The sequence below is a fragment of the Microtetraspora sp. AC03309 genome (assembly GCF_020826795.1).
In the GTDB taxonomy this organism is placed as follows: domain Bacteria; phylum Actinomycetota; class Actinomycetes; order Streptosporangiales; family Streptosporangiaceae; genus Microtetraspora; species Microtetraspora glauca.
In genome coordinates this window covers 22,665-39,921 of record NZ_JADDIL010000084.1, presented here as the reverse complement: position 1 = coordinate 39,921, position 17,257 = coordinate 22,665, and the positions used below count along the sequence as shown (strand labels likewise).

Genomic DNA, 17,257 nt, shown 5'->3' with positions numbered 1-17,257 from the left:
GAGGGGTGGGGGAACTGGTCGGCGTCGGGCTGGGACGTCCCCGACCCGCATTCCCCGGGTCCGGGTCGGCGTGCGCCGCCGTCACGACGCCGCTGACGAGCAGCGTCGCGACCATGGCGACCACGGCGAGACGTCCTCGGCTCTTGGAGCCTCCCAGCAGCTTTCGTGCTGCCAATGGCTGCATCAGGTGCAGTCCCTTCGATCACGTTCGATAAAGCGCCGATAAAGCGGCGTGGTCTCGAGCGGTCACAGTGGATCTCTCGGGTGAACGATGTGCATGAAGGGACTGAAGGGAAGACGAACCTATCGCCTCATTCTTCCCATTTGTCACAAAACAGGAACAACTAGATCACAGCGGCCAAAAGGCGTGTACGGAACATTGACATCGGCCAGGCGCATCCCTCTGCGCGTCGAGGTCATTGCTCCTCGCCGGCGCGTCGCCGTCGACACCTTCCTGCGGGCATACCAGGCGAACTGACACCCGCATCCGGATCCACGCCGCATCCCGCGGCACGACCGGATCCACGGACGATGTCCCTCACGTGAGGACTGCGGGCCCCCGCGTGAATACGTGGCAGCACGGACCTCTCTTCCGCGCCAGCCCCGATCCGCCGGCCAGGTAGGCGGCCGAGACTGCCGATATCGGCTCCCCGCTCCCGACGCCACCCCCGCATCCACCACGGCATGCGGAAGTCCTTGAGGAGAACCATGGAAACGTCGCTCCCACCGTCCGAACTGACCTCCGACGCTTCGGCACCGGCGGATCCGCCGCGGCGCAGCGTCCCGCTGGCATTGGCTCTGCTCACCGGCCCCTGGGGATTCGTCGTCGCCAACGGCGCGTACGCGTGGGCCACCCGCGCCGGAGGAGGCGACGGCACCGGCGCGGAGGCGCTCGCCCTGGAGGCGGCTCACCCCGGTCTGATGCGCGTCGGTGCTCTCGCCGCGATGCTGGCAAGCCTCCTCATGGTTCCGGTGGTCCTCGGCGTCAAGCGGCTCCTGGGAGGTCGTAGCCCGAGGCTCGGCTTCGTCGGCACGGTGCTCGCCGGCGCCGGATACATGTGCTACTTCGCGATCGTCTTCTCGGGAATCACCACCAGCGTCATGGCAGAGCGTGGGGGTCCCCTCGCGGACTACGCGGCGGTCATCGACAGCAGCCAGAGCGATCCGTCGGCGATCTGGGTGTTCCTCCTCTTCGTGCTCGGCAATCTGGTCGGAACGCTGCTGCTCGGGCTGGCTCTCGTCCGTAGCCGCGCGGTCCCGCTCTGGGCCGGCGCCGCGGTCATCGCGTGGCCGGTACTCCATGTGATCGGGCTCGTGGTCGGCAGCGAGTGGTTCGAGGTCACGGGGGCGACCCTGGAGGCGGTCGGCCTGGCCGTCGTCGGCCTGCGCCTCCTGGCCGCGCCCCGATGACCGAGCGCCCCAGACCTCCGTCCCGGCCGACAGACCGCCGCGGCCCGGAGGCGGAAGAGAGCCGAACGCCACGCTGACGATCTGTCCGGGCGGCACAGCGGCTCCATCCCCTCGACGACCATTTCGAGCAGTAGCCGCACACCGGGCAGCGCCTCCCTGAAGATCTGCCTTCCCTTGGCGAACAGCAGGCCTCCCAGGCACCCGGCCCGCGTGCCTTGCGGTCATATATGGGGAGAGGACACATATGACCGGCCGCGAGTTCGGGTGCGCGGACGGCTCCCGCTATCTCCCGATCGGCGACCACGGGCTGATCGGCGACCTGCGGACCGTCGCCCTCGTGGGCACCAACGGCACCATCGACTGGTACTGCTGCCCGCGCTTCGACGCCCCCAGCGTGTTCGCCTCGATCCTGGACGCCGACCGGGGCGGGTCGTTCGAGCTGGCCGCCGACGAGGCGGAGCGGACCAAACAGTTCTATTTCCCCGACACCAACGTGCTGATCACCAGGTTCTTCGCCGACGACGGGGTGGGCGAGATCCAGGACTTCATGCCCATCGCGGAGGGCTCGCGGGAGGTCGACCGGCACCGGCTGATCCGCCGGGTGACGTGTGTCCGCGGCACCCTGCCCTTCCACGTCCGGATGGCCCCCCGCTTCGACTACGCGCGGCAGTCGCACACCGTCGATCTGCGGGGGGACCGGGCGCTCTTCGAGTCGCCGTCGTACTCCCTGGCACTGACCTCCAGCGTGCCGCTGGACACCGACGGCCGGGACGTGTTCGCGCAGTTCAAGCTGAGCGAGGGCGACCAGGCCGTGTTCGCCCTCGACCGGGCGGCCGAAGGCCTCAGGCCGCGGGGGTGCCCGATCGCCGAGGCCGAGGGCGAGTTCTGCGCCACGGTCCGGTACTGGCGGCGCTGGCTGTCCGCCTCGCGCTACCGGGGCCGGTGGCGGGAGGTGGTCCACCGCTCCGCGCTCACCCTCAAGCTGCTCACCTACGCGCCTACCGGCGGGATCGTCGCCGCGCCGACGACCAGCCTGCCCGAGCGGATCAGCGGCGAGCGCAACTGGGACTACCGCTACGTGTGGATCCGGGACGCCGCGTTCTGCGTGTACGCGCTGCTCAGACTCGGCTTCACTGAGGAGGCGGAGGCGTTCATGGACTTCCTGTCCACGCACGTCCCGCTCTGCACGGAATGCGACAACGGCCCACTGCAGATCATGTACGGCATCGACGGGCGCCGCGACCTGCCCGAGCAGGAGCTGGATCACCTCGAGGGCTATCGGGGGTCCGCCCCTGTCCGCATCGGCAACGCCGCCGCCGGTCAGCTGCAGCTGGACATCTACGGGGCCCTGGTCGACTCCATCTACCTCTACAACAAGTGGGGCGACCCGATCTCCAGCGACCGCTGGGACGAGCTGTGCACCCTGGTCGACTGGGTCTGTCGTAACTGGGACCAGCCGGACGAGGGCATCTGGGAGACCCGCGGGGGACGCAAGAACTTCGTGTACTCCCGTCTCATGTGCTGGGTCGCCATCGAGCGCGCCATGCGGGTGGCCCTCCAGCGCGGCCTGCCCGCCGACCTGTCGAGCTGGCGGTGCGCCAGGGACACGATCTACCGCCAGATCATGAAGAACGGCTGGTCGTCGACGTTGCAGGCCTTCATCCAGCACTTCGACGAGGAGGTCCTGGACGCCTCCGTGCTGATGATGCCGCTGGCCAAGTTCGTCTCGCCGACCGACCCCAAGTGGCTGTCCACGCTGGACGCGCTCGGCGCCGGGCTGGTCTCCGACTCGCTGGTCTACCGCTATGACCCCGAGGTGAGCCCGGACGGCCTGCAGGGCCCCGAGGGCACGTTCTCCATCTGCTCGTTCTGGTACGTCGAGGCCCTGGCCCGCGCCGGCCGCCTCGACGAGGCCCGTCTGGCCTTCGAGAAGATGCTGACGTACGCCAACCATCTGGGCCTCTACGCGGAGCAGATCGGGCACACGGGCGAGCAGCTCGGCAACTTCCCGCAGGCGATCACGCACCTCGCGCTCATCAGCGCCGCCTTCAACCTCGACCACGCCCTCGGCTAGGAAGTGTCCCGGCCAGGCTCCAGGTCGAGAACGGCAGACCGTGCTCGACCGGCGTGGACTGGCCGATCTTCTTGATCTCGCGGCGCTCGGGCGTGGTCGCCCGCCGGTCCCTGGCTCGAGGATTCCGTGTGGTTCACGCGGGCACGAGCGGCCTTTCTCAGCTGACCGCGTCGAGGAGCAATTTCGCGGCCACCGTCGCCCCGTCGGTGCGGATCGTGCCGGCCACGGCGGTCGCTCGTGCGCGGGTCTCCGGGGTCAGAGCGGTTCTGAGCGCGGCGGACAGGGACTCGAAGGTCGGCGTCGGACCCTCGTGAGCCACACCGATGCCCAGGTCGGCCACCCGGCCCGCCCAGTACGGCTGGTCCGCGATCTGGGGTACCACCACCTGGGGCGCGCCGGCCCGGGAGGCGGTCGTCGTGGTGCCCGCGCCGCCGTGGTGCACGACGGCGGCCACCCGGCCGAACAGTGCCTGCTGGTTGACCTCGCCGACGACGAAGCAGTCCTCGGCGTCGTCGATCGGGGCCAGCCCCGCCCAGCCGCGGGCGAGGAGTACACGGCGGCCCTGTGCGCGGATCGCTTCGATCGCCACCCGGGCGATGTCCTTCGGAGCGTATGCGGCCATGCTGCCGAGGCCCACGTACACCGGTGGGGCGCCGGCCTCCAGGAACGCCTCCAGCCCCTCCGGGAGCGGACGGTCGTCGGACAGGATCCACGCCCCGGTCTGCACGATGTCGAGGTCCGTCATGCCCTGCGACGGACACAGCATCGCGTCCGCCGCCAGCCACGGCCGGTCGGCGAAGACGTAGTCGCGGACGTCGTCCACCGGCGGCAGGCCGATCGCCGTCCGATGACTGTTGAGCGCCTCGCCGTACAACGCGTTCACCCTCTGGGCGTCCTGCTCCCACAACACCCGGTTGTCGGTCTCCCCCTCCGGGGACTGCGTGCCCGGCCGCCTGCCCGGAGGGAAGTGCCGCGACGGCAGTCCGAAGATATGGAGGCACGCGAACACGTAGCGGATGCCGAGCTTCTCGGCCACGTCCCGTGCGCCGGCCGGCATCAGGCCGGTCGCCAGCAGCGCGTCACATCCCTCGGCCGCCGCGGTGAGCGTGTCGAACCGCGCGGCGACCAATTCAGCAGCGAGCCGGAACGCGTCTTCCGCCGTCGGTGGCTTCGTGCCGGCGACCACCGAACGCACCGTCGGGCCGAGCGGCACCAGCGGCACGCCGACACGCGTCAGCAGCGCCGCGAACTCCTCATCCGGCGGTGCGCACACCCGCACCTCCGCGCCGAGCTCCCGCAACCCCACCGCCAGTCCCGCCAGCGGCTCGACATCTCCGCGCGATCCCCACGTCGACATCAACACACGCACTTCGCGTCCCCCATTTCCGCAGGTCCTGGCCTCAGCCGACAATCCTGAGGCACGACCCGGGTCTTGCCGCAAGCCCCCCGGTGCGTTGTACGTTGAGAGTGGCAAGGGGTGGGATCTCCTTGCCTTCGCCTTCTGGTCGTCCGCTGTGGACGGACAGCCTCCTCGCGAAGCGGTGGCCGCCGCGTACGGTGGCACGGCAGGCAGGTCGCGCAGCGTCTCCAGTTGGTCGCGACCCTTCTTGTGGATCGCGGCACCGGGCCCCGCCCGCGAGCATGCGCTGAGGTGATCGACGTGTTCGGTCGCGTCGACCGGCTGCTCTACGGCGAGAATCTCCGACAAATCGCTTGAGGTTCCACCAGGTGGAAGGTGCAGATTCGAGCCATGAACGACGTGACGGGTCTTTACACGATCGGGCAGCTGGCCCGGCGTACGGGGCTGCAGGCGCGCACGATCCGCTTCTGGTCCGATAGCGGCGTCGTCCCGCCGGTCCAGAGGTCGGAGGGCGGGTACCGGCTCTATGACGCGGAGGCGGCCGCGCGGCTGGACCTCGTCCGGACACTTCGTGATCTCGGGCTCGGGCTTGACGCCATCCAGCAGGTGCTGGAGAAGCGCGCCACGCTGAGCGAAGTGGCGGACCTGCACGTCAAAGCGCTCGACGCCGAGATCCGCACCCTGAAGATACGCCGGTCCGTCATGCGGGTTCTCGCCAACCGTGACAGCTCGACCAAGGAGATTACATTGATCAACGCGCTGGCCCGACTCTCGGCACGGGAACGTCAGCAGATCATCGACGACTTCGTCGACCGCGCGTTCGCCGACGTCGTCGACGAGGACGCCTCGCTCGTCGCGGGATGGATGCGTGACCTCCCGTCCGATCTCCCGGAGGACCCGACCTCCGAACAGATCAACGCGTGGGTGGAGCTGGCCGAGTTGGCGGGCGACGAGAGCTTCCAGCAGACGGTCCGGCGGATGGTCCTCAGCGGCGAGGAGAACAACCGCCTGGAGTACGGCCTCACCCTCCGGCCCTTGGTCCTGGAGCACGCAGGCGCCGCTCTGTCGCGCGGAATCGCGCCGGAGTCGGCCGGGGCGAGCCTGATCCTGAAGCGGATCATCCCCGACGACCTTCCCGCCGAGGAGACCGTCGCCCTGATCACATGGCTGGACATGGTCGCCGAGCCCCGAGTGGAGCGGTACTGGCAGCTTCTGAACATCCTCAAGGGCCAGAATCCATCCCCACCGGCGGTCCCGGCCTTCGAATGGCTGCTGGCCGCGCTGCGCGCACGCCGCTGATCAAGGAGCTCCGCGAGGCCGACACCATCCTGCTCGGTGTGCCCATGCACAACTACTCGATCCCATCCGATTGCCGACACCTCCCATGAGGAGGCCGTCAAAAGCGTGCGCAAGCTGGTCCTGGCCGGCTGAGGACGCATGCTCCAGCAGTGTCTCCTAACGGGTGGCGACCCGCTGGTCGTACGTGATGCGGGTAAGGAAGAACTCCCGGACGTCCTCGGCGAGCAACTCCGGCACCTCCATCGCGGCGAAGTGGCCGCCGCGCTCGAACTCCGACCAGTGCCTGATGTCGTACAGCCGTTCAGCCAGCGGTCGCACCGACAGCGTGATGTCGTGCGCGAACACCGCCACGCCGACCGGTACCGGGCACGGCGCGGGCCGCCCCCGAGGAGCGTCGTGGTGCAGCCGTGCCGAGGACGCCGCGGTGGCGGTCAGCCAGTACAGCGAGATGTCGGTGAGCATCCGGTCGTCGCTGATCTGCGAGCGAGGGTCGGTCCACTGTGCGAAGCGCTCGGCGATCCAGACCAGTTGGCCGACCGGTGAGTCGGTCAGCGCGTAGCCGATGGTCTGCGGGGTGAGGGCCTGCAGAGCCTGGTACGGCGGACGATTCGCCATCAGCTGCCTGACCTTGTCCAGCCGAGCTTCATCCGTTTCGGACAGTTCGATGTCGGCGTCAGGGACCGGCCGGGTCGGCAGGTAGTTGACGTGCACCCCGACGACCTGCTCGGGTGCCGCCGCGCCGAGCGCCGTCGAGATGCCCGAGCCGAAGTCGCCGCCCTGCGCGCCATAGCGCTCGTACCCGAGACGGCGCATCAGCTCAGCCCAGGCCCGCGCGACCCGGACGATATCCCAGCCGCGCTCGTGGGTCGGCCCGGAGAAGCCGTAACCCGGGATGGACGGAATCACCAGGTGGAAGTCGCGTGACAGCGGCTCGATCACGTCGAGGAACTCCAGGAACGAACCGGGCCAGCCGTGGGTGAGGATCAGCGCGAGCGCGTCCGGCTTCGAAGACCGGACGTGGACGAAGTGGATGTTCTGGCCCTCGATCTCGGTGGTGAAGTGCGGAAGCTCGTTGAGCTTGGCCTCGTGCTCACGCCAGTCGTAGCCGGTGCGCCAGTATTCGACCAGTTCCTTGAGCCGTGCCAGCGGGAAGCCGTAGTCCCACCCGGCGTCGGCGACCTCGTTGGGCCAGCGGGTGCGGGAGAGCCGGTCGGTCAGGTCGTCGAGGTCGGCCTGAGGGATGTCGATGTGGAACGGCTTGATCATGGTCTTAACTCCAGGGGGATTCATTCGGCGCCCAAATGTTCGGACGACGAGCTGCGAGATGGGCATTGACATGGATCTGCACGCGGCCCGAGTGGCCTGCGGCCGGAGTGAGAGTCTCGGTGAGCTCGTGGGAGAACCGGCCGGCTGCCGTGCAGGAACACCACTGGCGACTAGCCCGGCCCGGTCCGCGTGTAGGCGAGATGGGAGTCGACGACGGCGACGGTATGCATGATCGTTGCACCCTTCGATGAGTTGTCCTGGACTTTAGGTCTGCACTTCTACAACTGTCAACATCCCAACTAATGCCAATGCAACTGTCACCTACGCAATGATCGCCTGCTAGCATCATGCGGGGAGGTGAGGCGCGTGCCCGAAGAAGCAAGGAACGTCGTCGACGATGAATCCGGACCGCTGCATGCGACCACCGGCCACCTGCTGCGCCGCGTGTTCACCGCCATCGCCGCCCATGCCTTGCAGGACGGGTCACAGGCGCGCGAGTTCGTGGTGCTCGACATCCTCGCCGACGAGGACGCCCCCTCACAGCAGGACCTTGCCCACCGCCTCGGCATCAACCGTACGATCATGGTCAGGCTGCTCGATCGGCTCCAGGAGGCGGGCCATGTCGTGCGCACCCGAAACCCGGCAAACCGCCGCACCTACGTGCTGTCGCTCACCGAGGCGGGCCGTACCGCGCTGGACGACATGCGCCACGCCGTCGCCTACCGCGACGCCCGGCTCACCAGCGCCCTCACCACACCCGAACGGCAGCGCCTCACCGCGATGCTGACCAAGCTCGTGGCCGACGACGGACCATCGGCCATCCACAGCATCGAGCACCTGATCACCCAAGCCCACTACCGGCTTCGCCGCATCGGGGATCGTCAGCTCGCGACCTATGGCCTGCGCACCCGCCACTTCGCCTTGCTGCCCGCCCTGGACAGGCTCGGCCCCTGCCCGCAAGAGCAACTGGCCCGATACCTGCACCTCACCGAACCGGCCACCGCGTCACTCATCGAAGAACTGGTGCGGGTAGACATCGTGTCCCGCGGCCAGGACCCGCACGACCGACGCCGCTACGCCCTACAGCTCACCGACCTCGGCCGCGCCCGCATCCCCGCGGTGCGCGAAGCCCTGGAGTGCGTCGAGCGCGACATCGACGACATCCTCGGCCGGGACGGGTCCCAAGAACTTCGCACCCTTCTCACCAGGCTCTTGCCGTAGCAGCCATCATCGCGAAGGGAGTCCCGGTAGCGATGGAGCAGAATCCAACGGACCCGTCCCCTGACCTGCGGTGATGTAGTATTCCGCACCGAGACGGAAGGACTCCGTCGTGGCTGTTGGCGCCGAGGGCTGATTACCGGCCGGCGGAGGTTGGAGCCGTTGGCGGAGCGTCTACGAACGGCCGACGAACACAGCTTGCTGATCGTTCTCTCAGAAACCCTCGATCACGAGAGAAGATCACCAACATGCCTCACAGGACGGCCGACTCCGCGCGATGGTGCCCTGCTGGGCGTAGCGCAGGTCGCGACGCAAAGCGTGCAGGCAACCGCCGACTGGGCGACCAGCGCCAGCAGGATCGGATAGCGGCGACCACCACGCGGAATGTCCCGAACACCGCGATCACGAAGATCGGAACCTGAACGACAAGCTGAGCGTCACCGGTCCCCGAATTCACGTACGGCGCCCTTGTCAGCGGACTGGGCCAAGGCGGCGTAGGCGCGCAGCGCGGTGGAAAGAGGGCGGTCGCGGTGGCGGGGCCGGTAGCCGCTGCCCTGCTCCAGGTCGGCGCGCCGGGCTGCGAGATCCGGCTCTCCGACCTGCAGGCGGAGGAGCCGGCCGGCGATGTCGATCGTGATGGTGTCGCCCTCCTGGACGAGAGCCAGGGGGCCGCCGGCGGCTGCCTCGGGCGAGACGTGGCCGATCGACAGGCCGGAACTGCCGCCGGAGAAACGGCCGTCGGTGACCACCGCGCACGAGGTGGCCAGGCCCCGTCCTTTGAGGTAGGCGGTCGGATACAGCATCTCCTGCATGCCGGGGCCTCCGCGTGGCCCCTCGTAGCGGATGACCAGGACGGTGCCCGGCGTGACGCGTCCGGACAGGATCGCTTCGGCGGCCTCCTCCTGCGACTCGGTCACCACCGCCCGGCCGCTGAAGATCTGCATGCCTTCCGGGACTCCGGCGGACTTGACCACAGCGCCGTCGGGGGCGAGGTTGCCGCGCAGGACGGCCAGGCCCGCATCCGGCGAGTAGGCGTGCACGGTGTCGCGGATGCAGCCGGCCGCGGCGTCCCGGTCGAGGGACTCCCAGCGGGACGACTGGGAGAACGCGGTCGACGAGCGGGTGCCGCCTGGGGCGGCGTGGAACAACTCGATCGCCTCACGGGAGGGGGAAGGGCCGCGGACGTCCCAGGTGGCCAGCCACTCGTCGAGGGAGTCGGCGTGGACGGTGTGCACGTCCTTGTGGAGCAGTCCGGCGCGGTGTAGTTCGCCCAGGATGGCGGGGATGCCGCCGGCGCGGTGGACGTCCTCCATCAGATGCGGGCCGTTGGGGGCGACCTTGCACAGGTACGGCACCTGGTGGGAGCGGGCCTCGATGTCGGCCAGGGTGTAGTCGAGGTCGGCCTCGTGTGCGGCGGCGAGCAGGTGCAACAGGGTGTTGGTGGAGCCGCCCATGGCCAGGTCCAGGGCCATGGCGTTGTCGAACGCGGCGCGGGAGGCGATGGATCTGGGCAGCACGCGGGTGTCGTCCTTGCCGTAGTAGCGGGCGGCCAGTTCCATCACGGTGCGGCCGGCCTGCTCGTACAGGGCCCGGCGCGCGGTGTGGGTGGCCAGGGTGGAGCCGTTGCCGGGCAGTGCCAGGCCGAGCGCTTCCAGCAGGCAGTTCATGGAGTTGGCGGTGAACATGCCCGCGCAGGATCCGCAGGTGGGGCAGGCCGCCTCCTCGATCCGGGCCAGGTCGCCGTCCGGCACGGCGGGGTTGACGGCCTCAGAGACGGCGGTGATCAGGTTCAGGCCGGTGCGGACCGTACCGTCGGTCAACACCGCGCGTCCGCCTTCCATGGGGCCGCCGGAGACGAACACGGTGGGGATGTCGAGCCGCAGCGCGGCCATCAGCATCCCGGGCGTGATCTTGTCGCAGTTGGAGACGCACACCAGGGCGTCGGCGCAGTGCGCCTGGACCATGTACTCGATGGAGTCGGCGATCAGGTCCCGCGACGGCAGCGAGTACAGCATCCCGGCATGGCCCATGGCGATGCCGTCGTCGATGGCGATGGTGTTGAACTCGCGCGCGATCCCGCCCGCCTCCGTGATGGCCTCGCAGACGATGCGGCCCACCGGTTGCAGGTGAGTGTGGCCCGGGACGAACTCCGTGAAGCTGTTGGCCACCGCGACGACCGGCTTGGTACCGATGTCCGATGCCGGGATACCGGAGGCGCGCATCAGGGCGCGGGCCCCGGCCATGTTCCGCCCATGGGTGACCGTACGTGATCTGAACTGTGGCATGCCGTAATGCTCGTGGCGCATGAGCGTGCGGCGAAGACGCCCGTACTGCTAGCAGTCCCACTACCAGCATTTAACCTTGTCAGGGTGAACACGGCGGCCGAGCGACGGGCAGAACTGGGCAGCTTCCTGCGCGCCAGGCGGGCACACCTGGACCCCACGGCAGTGGGCTTGCCCCCGGCCGGGCCCCGCCGGAGGGGCGGGCTGCGCCGCGAGGAGGTCGCCACCCTCTCCGGGGTGAGCGCCACCTGGTACACGTGGCTGGAACAGGGCCGCGACATCCAGCCCTCCCGCCAGGTCCTGGACGCCCTCGCCCGCACCCTGCGCCTGACCACCACCGAGCACGCCTACGTGCTCTCCCTGGCCGGGTACACACCGCTGCCCCCGGCCGCCGAACCGGTCGACCAGGTGGCGCCCGGCCATGTGCGGCGACTGCTGGACGCGCTCGCCGGCTTCCCGGCCTACGCCATCGCCCCCGACTGGACGATCACCGGCTGGAACACCGCCTACACCGCGCTGTACCCGAACGTGGCCACCGTCGCCCCGCCCGAGCGCAACCTGCTGTGGCTGGTGTTCACCGACCCCTACGTCCGCGACCTGCTGCCCGACTGGGAGACCACCAGTCGTCGCTTCCTCGCCGAATTCCGCGCCGAGGCCGGACCCCGCCTCGGCGACCTGGCCCGCTCCGCGGTCATCCAGCGCCTCCTCCAGACGAGTAAGCCGTTCCGTGATGCCTGGCAAGACCACCACATCGAGGGCTTCGCCTCCCGCCTGCGCGTCTTCCACCACCCCGCTCAAGGCGTCCTGCGCTACGAACACCACCGCCTGGCCCCCGCAGACCACCCCGACCTGCATGTGGTGATCTACACCCCTGCCGCGCCCGCCGATACCGAGATCCCGCCTGGGGACACGCCTGGGTGAAGCGCCAATCCGTACGTCGCCTACAGAGGTCGGCTCCGCCGTATCGGCGGCCTGGGCGACGTCCTCGATGTTGTCGTCGATGTGGGATCGGGGTTCATTTCACCTGTCCTTCGAGCCGCGAGTGAGTGCCGACCGGCCGTGCCGGACCTTGCTCGGTGGGCCGGGCGCGGGGCAGGAGCGACGCCGGTAACAGGCCGAGGGCTGAGAGTCCGGCCAGGACAAGCAGGGTGGAACCCATCGCCGGAGTGGACGTTGCGGCCGTGACCGGGGAGTCGCCGGCGGACGCCCCGGCGCTGGCGGCGACGGCGATGCCGAGGGTCGGGCCGATGTTCATGGCGGTCTGCTTGAGCCCGCCGACGACCCCGGCGTACCCGGGTGGCGCGTCGCCGACGACGGTTCCGGTGGCGGTGACCATCACGGTGGCGAACCCCGCGCCGAGTACGGCGAAGATCGCGCCCATGGCCGTCCACGTACTGGTCGGGCCGAGCAGGGACAGCCCCGCTATGCCGGTGACGACGAGGGCCGTACCGGCGATCGCGCTGCGGCGCGGGCCGTACCGGCGCAGTGCGGTGCCGGCGACGGGTGCGCCGAGGACCATGAGCGCGGTCAATGGAAGGACGCGCAGGCCGCTGGCGAGCGCATCGAGGCGGAGTACGTCCTGGAGGTAGAACGTGGCCGTGAAGAGTGCGCCGAACAGGCCGGCGTTGGTGACCAGCAGGATCGCCATCGATGCCGTCACCGGTACGGACCGCGCCACCGCGTGCGGCACGGTCGGGTGCGCGGTGCGGCGTTCGTGCCAGGTGAGCACGGCCGCGATGCCTGCGACGGCGACGAGTCCGAGCAGCGTCGGCGACCGGCGTACCGAGCCGGTCCGCCGGATACGTCAGCCTCAGCAGCGCGAGTGTCGCCGGCTGGAGCAGCGCACCGAACACGCCCTGTGCGGCGCGCAGGGCGATCACCCAGCCGATAGAGGGCGCGAGCGCGATACCGGCCGAGGCGGCGCCGAAACCGAGCACGCCGACGAACAGCAGCCGCGGGTGCCCGTACCGGTCCCCGAGGCGGCCGGCGATGACGAGAAGCGAGGCCACCGCGAGCAGGTAGCCGGTGCTCGTCCACTGGACCTGCGCCACGCTTGCGCCGAGGTCGCGCTGCAGGCTGGGTTGCGCCACGAGCAGGACCGTGCCGTCCAGCGCGACGAGCATCGCGCCGGCCACACTGACCAGGAGCGCGAGGCGCCGCCGTACGGGCGCGGTCATGAGTCCACCGGGCCCAGGTGGGCGTCCAGCACCGTGGCGACGAGCTGGTCGAGTTGGTCGCTGCCAGGCGCACCGACTGGCGGTGGGGCGTCGAGGGCGAGCTGAAGGCTGCCCCACGCCCACAGTTGGGCGATGCCGTGCAGGTTCGCCCAGAGGGCGGCGGCCGTCACGGCCGGCGGTGGTGCGGCCTTGTTCGGCGGACCGGGCCGGTGCGCGGTGGTCGGCTCCGCCCGGCATCGGGCGATGAGGGCGACGATGCGCTCGAACAGTGGGAGGGTCGCCTCCCGCAGCCGTCGTTCGCCGGAGGCGTGCTGCTCGCTGTCGAGCAGATCGTGGCGAAACATCAGCTCGAACATGCCGCGGTTCTCCAGCGCGTACCCGACGTAGACCAGCGCGGCGGCCCGCACCTGGGCTCGCGGCGATGTGGTGCCGGCGATCGCGGCCGCGAACCGGGCCCCGAGATCCTCGAAGCCCCGCCGGGCGATCGCTGACAACAGGGCATGGTGCGTGGGGAAATACCGGCGCGGTGCCCCGTGCGACACCCCCGCCCGGCGGGCGATCTCACGCAGCCCCAGCGACGCGGAGCCCTCGGTCGTCACGAGATCCACTCCGACGTCGATCAGCCGCTCCCGAAGGGAGCTCTCACCTTCCATAGACAGTGTCTACCAGGCTGAGTAGACACTGTCTACTCACGACGATCGGACCGCTACCTGTTCACCCTCAAGGCCGGCGGCCCCGGCCAGGGCACCCCTTCCGGTACCCGGACGCCGTCGAGGACGACGAGGACTGACGGCCGGCAAACCGCCCCTTCCGGCCGAGCAGCCGCAGCGCCTCGTCGGCGGTCTGACGCTCAAGCGCGATGGCCGCGACCTTCCGATGGTTCTTCGTGGATCCGCCATGCAGTCGGCAGGCGCCAGCGCCCGGGTGGTCAGTTCCTCATCCGGCGGGCTTGTCGCACTCGTCCATCGAGGACCTGGCAGCACCCTGGAACCTTATTGGTTCTCAAGATCCCAGCTGGGCGGTGATCATTACCTGAGTTCCGCACAACAACAGTCCATCTGGGAAAGGACCAACGAATGATCACTCGTCGTCGAATCAGCGCTCTTGTGCTCGCGGCAGTGTGCGCCGCTGTGCCGCTGACCGCCTTCTCCGCGTCCGCGGCCCAGGCCGGCGCAGCTGGTTTCGGCCCGACGAAATGCAGCCCTCTCACAAACGGTGACCTGTGCGCGACCGGCATTTCCGGCTCTCCCGCCGGTTACGACGCGGCCTACGCCAAGCACTCAGGCTCCAAAATCACTGCGCGGTTCCGCCTGATGTGCATTAATGGCTTCCAGAAAGACGATAACGGCGCCTTCTCCATCTCGGCAGGTCAGAGAAAGAGTTTCGTCTTCTCAGTCGGTAACCAGGGGTCTTGCCGGGTGCGAATGCATGACCAGACCAATGGATCGTACTTCTACAGCCCTTACGTGGTAATACCCTGAACACCAGTCAGCGGTGACCAGACGGCGATCGGTCTGCGCCCCGGCGGGGGCTGCCCTCGCCACCCCTGCGGGCCGCAACGGCGGGGCCTCGCCCGGCACGGCAGCGCAGTCGCACGTTCCGGCCGGACCGCCGCACCGGCCGGTGCGTAGACGTCGCCCGGGCGCCGCTCCCCCACTTCACATCTCCCTCTGGGGGATGCCGGGAGGAGGCCCGGTCGACGTCTCGTTCGGTGCGCCCGGTGCGGTGTTGGCCGCGCGTGTTTGTCACTGGTTTCGGCAATGGTCGGGGCTTCCACTCACATTCCGGTTGGTCGAACGTCGTGCGCCTCGGGGATGCGTTCAGGGCCGGATCAGCCGGATGCGGCGGAGCGGTCGAGGAACCGGCGCAGACCGTCCCGCACTCCTTCAGTGGACACGGTGGCGGCAAAGCAGGCCGCCTCGACTGCCAGCCCCTCGTCGATCGGCAGGTTGATACCCCGGGTGGCCGAGCGCAGGCAGGCAGCCACGGCCGTCGGCGCATGCCTGACGATCCGGGCGGCCAGGTCCCGCGCGGCGTCGAGGAGGTCGTCGGCTGGTACGACAGCGTTGACCAAGCCGATCTCGGCGGCCCGTGCGGCGTTGATCGGGTCGCCGGTCAGAATCATCTCCAGGCCGCGCTTGCGACCGACGTGCCGGGGCAGCCGCTGGGAGCCGCCGAACGGCGGAGGGAAACCGAGAGTGATCTCGGGCTTGCCGAATGTCGCGTGTTCTGCGGCGATCGCGAGCGGCGCGGCCTCGGTGATCTCGCAACCTCCGCCGTAGGCGAGACCGTTGACCGCGACGATCACCGGCTTCGGAAACTCCTCGATCCGCCGGGTCAGCCCGTGACCACGCCGGACGATCTCGCGAAGGGCGCGCTCGGCCCCGCCCGCGATGCTCGCCGCGAGAGACGGGATGTCCGCGCCCGCACTGAACGCCCTGCGGCCGGCGCCGGTCAAGACGACCGCGCGGACCGAGTCGTCGGAATCGATGCGGTCGAACGCGGCGAGCAGCGCGTCGATCGTCGGGTAGTCGAGCGCGTTGAGCTTCCGTTCCCGATCGATGGTGATCGTGGCAAGGTGGTCGTTCTGGTCGATGCGTACGGTCATGCCCGGGGCTCCGTTCGTTGGGCGTGGACACGCCGAGCGTAGAAGCCGTAATCTGCGACAATCCACTAATTGTCCTAGATACAGGTTCGGCATGCGGCCACCGTCCTACAAGCGCATCGTCGACGAGCTCGCCACGGCGATCCGCTCCGGCACGCTCCCGGCGGGCGCCCGGCTGCCGACGCACCGCGATCTCGCACGCGAGCGGCGGGTCGCGCTGGCCACGGCCACCCGGGTCTACGCCGAGCTGGCCTCCATGGGTCTGGTTGTCGGCGAGCCAGGACGCGGGACGTTCGTCCGGCACCAGTCCGGCTACGACGGGCTGGAGCCCTCGCGCGCCTTGCCGGTGCCGCGCGTGGCCGACCTTTCGTTCAACCAGCCACTGGCCCAGGGGCAGGCCGACCAGCTGCGCCTGGCCTTGAGGACGCTCTCTACATCCGGCGACGTCGAGTCGCTGCTCCGCCAGCACCCGCCGGGCGGGCGCCGCCACGACCGCGCGGTCGTGGCCACCTACCTGCTCGACCGCGGAATCGACAGTGCGCCGGCGAACGTCCTGTTGACGGGCGGGACCCAGCAGGCGATCGACACCGTACTGCGTGCGCTCACCCGGCCCGGCGATGTCCTGGCCGTCGACGCGCTCAGTTACCCCGGCATCAAGCTCCTCGCCTCAGCGCACGGTCTCGACCTCGCTTCGATCCCCCTGACGACGACAGGCCCGGACCTCGCCGCGCTCGGCCGGCTGTGTCGCACGCGGCCCGTCCGTGCGATCTACGCGATGCCCACCGTGCACAATCCGCTCGGCTGGGTGCTCGATCAGGAGCAGCGCGCCCGCCTCGTCTCCATAGCCCGCGCCGGCGACTGTGTGATCATCGAGGACGGCACGTACGCGTTCCTCGACGCCTCACGACCCCCTCCACTTCAGGCTCTGGCGCCTGAACGCACCTGCTACGTCGCCGGCCTGTCCAAGAATGTGGCGACCGGACTCCGCTTCGGCTTCGCCGTGGTGCCCGACCAGCACACCGAACCCGTCACCACGAGCCTGCGCGCGGCGAGCTGGGGGGTGCCGGGTCTCATCACCGCGCTCGCCACCGGGTGGATCGCCGACGGCACGGTCGCGCGGTTGGAGAAGGCCCGCCGCGAGGACGCCGCCACGCGGCAGGAGATCGCACGGGCCACTCTCGCCGGCATGGACGTCACGGCGCACCCGACCTCCTACATCGTCTGGCTCGGCCTGGAGCCGCACCAGCGCCCCGACCATGTCGCGGCCGTGCTCGCGGAGGAAGGGATCCTCGTGTCCACCGCCGATGCGTTCGCCACCGGCCCCTACCGCCCCGGTGCGCTGCGGCTTGCGCTGGGCACGCCATCACTGGGCGACCTCGGGCCCGTGTTGCAGCGCCTGCGGGACGCGATCGAGGCGATCCCGCCATGACGCCCGCGAGATTCGCGCCCGGGGCTGCGCGACGCGGCCTCGGGCGCCAGGGGGTCGATCTCCGACGCCCGCGGGCGACCGGCGCTACCGGATCTCGGAGCTCGTGCCCTGCGACGGGCGGGCGCTGGCCGAGCCCG

Annotated in this window: 13 protein-coding genes and 1 pseudogene; 7 read left to right on the top strand and 7 right to left on the bottom strand. The window is 69.6% G+C overall.

Annotated elements, in window-relative coordinates; genetic code table 11:
• Window positions 1–708: 708 nt before the first annotated feature.
• Together IMZ11_RS35650 and IMZ11_RS35645 are read left to right on the top strand one after the other, a co-directional pair.
• The gene (locus IMZ11_RS35650) at window positions 709–1,410 is read left to right on the top strand and encodes a hypothetical protein (protein ID WP_228646841.1); all 702 of its coding nucleotides are present in this window, start codon (window positions 709–711) and stop codon (window positions 1,408–1,410) included.
• Between the two features lie 244 nt (window positions 1,411–1,654).
• Window positions 1,655–3,484: a glycoside hydrolase family 15 protein gene (locus tag IMZ11_RS35645; protein WP_228646840.1), complete on the top strand. Its 1,830-nt coding sequence runs from the start codon at window positions 1,655–1,657 to the stop codon at window positions 3,482–3,484.
• Between the two features lie 157 nt (window positions 3,485–3,641).
• Here the strand turns inward: IMZ11_RS35645 and IMZ11_RS35640 are convergent, their stop codons facing one another.
• Window positions 3,642–4,853 carry a glycosyltransferase gene (locus IMZ11_RS35640; protein ID WP_228646839.1) on the bottom strand — a complete coding sequence of 404 codons (1,212 nt, stop codon included), beginning with the start codon at window positions 4,851–4,853 and terminating at the stop codon, window positions 3,642–3,644.
• A 381-nt stretch (window positions 4,854–5,234) separates the two neighbouring features.
• On the opposite strand from IMZ11_RS35640, the gene IMZ11_RS35635 reads away from it, so the two are divergent.
• Entirely contained in the window at window positions 5,235–6,143 is a 909-nt protein-coding gene (locus tag IMZ11_RS35635; RefSeq protein WP_228646838.1) for a MerR family transcriptional regulator, read from the top strand.
• A 156-nt stretch (window positions 6,144–6,299) separates the two neighbouring features.
• On the opposite strand, the gene IMZ11_RS35630 is transcribed toward IMZ11_RS35635, so the two are convergent.
• On the bottom strand, window positions 6,300–7,409 hold the full coding sequence (locus IMZ11_RS35630; RefSeq protein ID WP_228646837.1) for an epoxide hydrolase family protein: 1,110 nt from the start codon (window positions 7,407–7,409) through the stop codon (window positions 6,300–6,302).
• 366 nt (window positions 7,410–7,775) lie between these two features.
• On the opposite strand from IMZ11_RS35630, the gene IMZ11_RS35625 reads away from it, so the two are divergent.
• Entirely contained in the window at window positions 7,776–8,630 is an 855-nt protein-coding gene (locus IMZ11_RS35625) for a MarR family transcriptional regulator (RefSeq protein WP_228646836.1), read from the top strand.
• Window positions 8,631–9,064: 434 nt separating this feature from the next.
• Here IMZ11_RS35625 and ilvD read toward each other — a convergent pair whose 3' ends face one another.
• Window positions 9,065–10,912, bottom strand: a complete 1,848-nt coding sequence (gene ilvD, locus IMZ11_RS35620) for a dihydroxy-acid dehydratase (protein WP_228646835.1) — start codon at window positions 10,910–10,912, stop codon at window positions 9,065–9,067.
• Window positions 10,913–10,996: 84 nt separating this feature from the next.
• Here ilvD and IMZ11_RS35615 point away from each other — a divergent pair, with 84 nt between their 5' ends.
• Complete coding sequence (locus IMZ11_RS35615) at window positions 10,997–11,830, top strand: helix-turn-helix transcriptional regulator (protein WP_228646834.1); 834 nt, start codon at window positions 10,997–10,999, stop codon at window positions 11,828–11,830.
• 94 nt (window positions 11,831–11,924) lie between these two features.
• On the opposite strand, the gene IMZ11_RS35610 is transcribed toward IMZ11_RS35615, so the two are convergent.
• The 3 genes and pseudogenes from IMZ11_RS35610 to IMZ11_RS35605 form a co-directional block, all read right to left on the bottom strand.
• On the bottom strand, window positions 11,925–12,638 hold the full coding sequence (locus IMZ11_RS35610; RefSeq protein ID WP_228646833.1) for an MFS transporter: 714 nt from the start codon (window positions 12,636–12,638) through the stop codon (window positions 11,925–11,927).
• A gap of 109 nt (window positions 12,639–12,747) precedes the next feature.
• A pseudogene (locus tag IMZ11_RS46830) lies at window positions 12,748–13,032 on the bottom strand (MFS transporter); the annotation flags it as partial.
• 50 nt (window positions 13,033–13,082) lie between these two features.
• On the bottom strand, window positions 13,083–13,739 hold the full coding sequence (locus tag IMZ11_RS35605) for a TetR/AcrR family transcriptional regulator (protein ID WP_228646832.1): 657 nt from the start codon (window positions 13,737–13,739) through the stop codon (window positions 13,083–13,085).
• Window positions 13,740–14,162: 423 nt separating this feature from the next.
• On the opposite strand from IMZ11_RS35605, the gene IMZ11_RS35600 reads away from it, so the two are divergent.
• Window positions 14,163–14,567 carry a hypothetical protein gene (locus IMZ11_RS35600; protein WP_228646831.1) on the top strand — a complete coding sequence of 135 codons (405 nt, stop codon included), beginning with the start codon at window positions 14,163–14,165 and terminating at the stop codon, window positions 14,565–14,567.
• 350 nt (window positions 14,568–14,917) lie between these two features.
• On the opposite strand, the gene IMZ11_RS35595 is transcribed toward IMZ11_RS35600, so the two are convergent.
• Window positions 14,918–15,694: an enoyl-CoA hydratase-related protein gene (locus IMZ11_RS35595; RefSeq protein WP_228646830.1), complete on the bottom strand. Its 777-nt coding sequence runs from the start codon at window positions 15,692–15,694 to the stop codon at window positions 14,918–14,920.
• A 91-nt stretch (window positions 15,695–15,785) separates the two neighbouring features.
• Between IMZ11_RS35595 and IMZ11_RS35590 the strand changes: the two genes are divergently transcribed.
• On the top strand, window positions 15,786–17,120 hold the full coding sequence (locus IMZ11_RS35590; protein ID WP_228646829.1) for a PLP-dependent aminotransferase family protein: 1,335 nt from the start codon (window positions 15,786–15,788) through the stop codon (window positions 17,118–17,120).
• The last annotated feature ends 137 nt before the right edge of the window (window positions 17,121–17,257 follow it).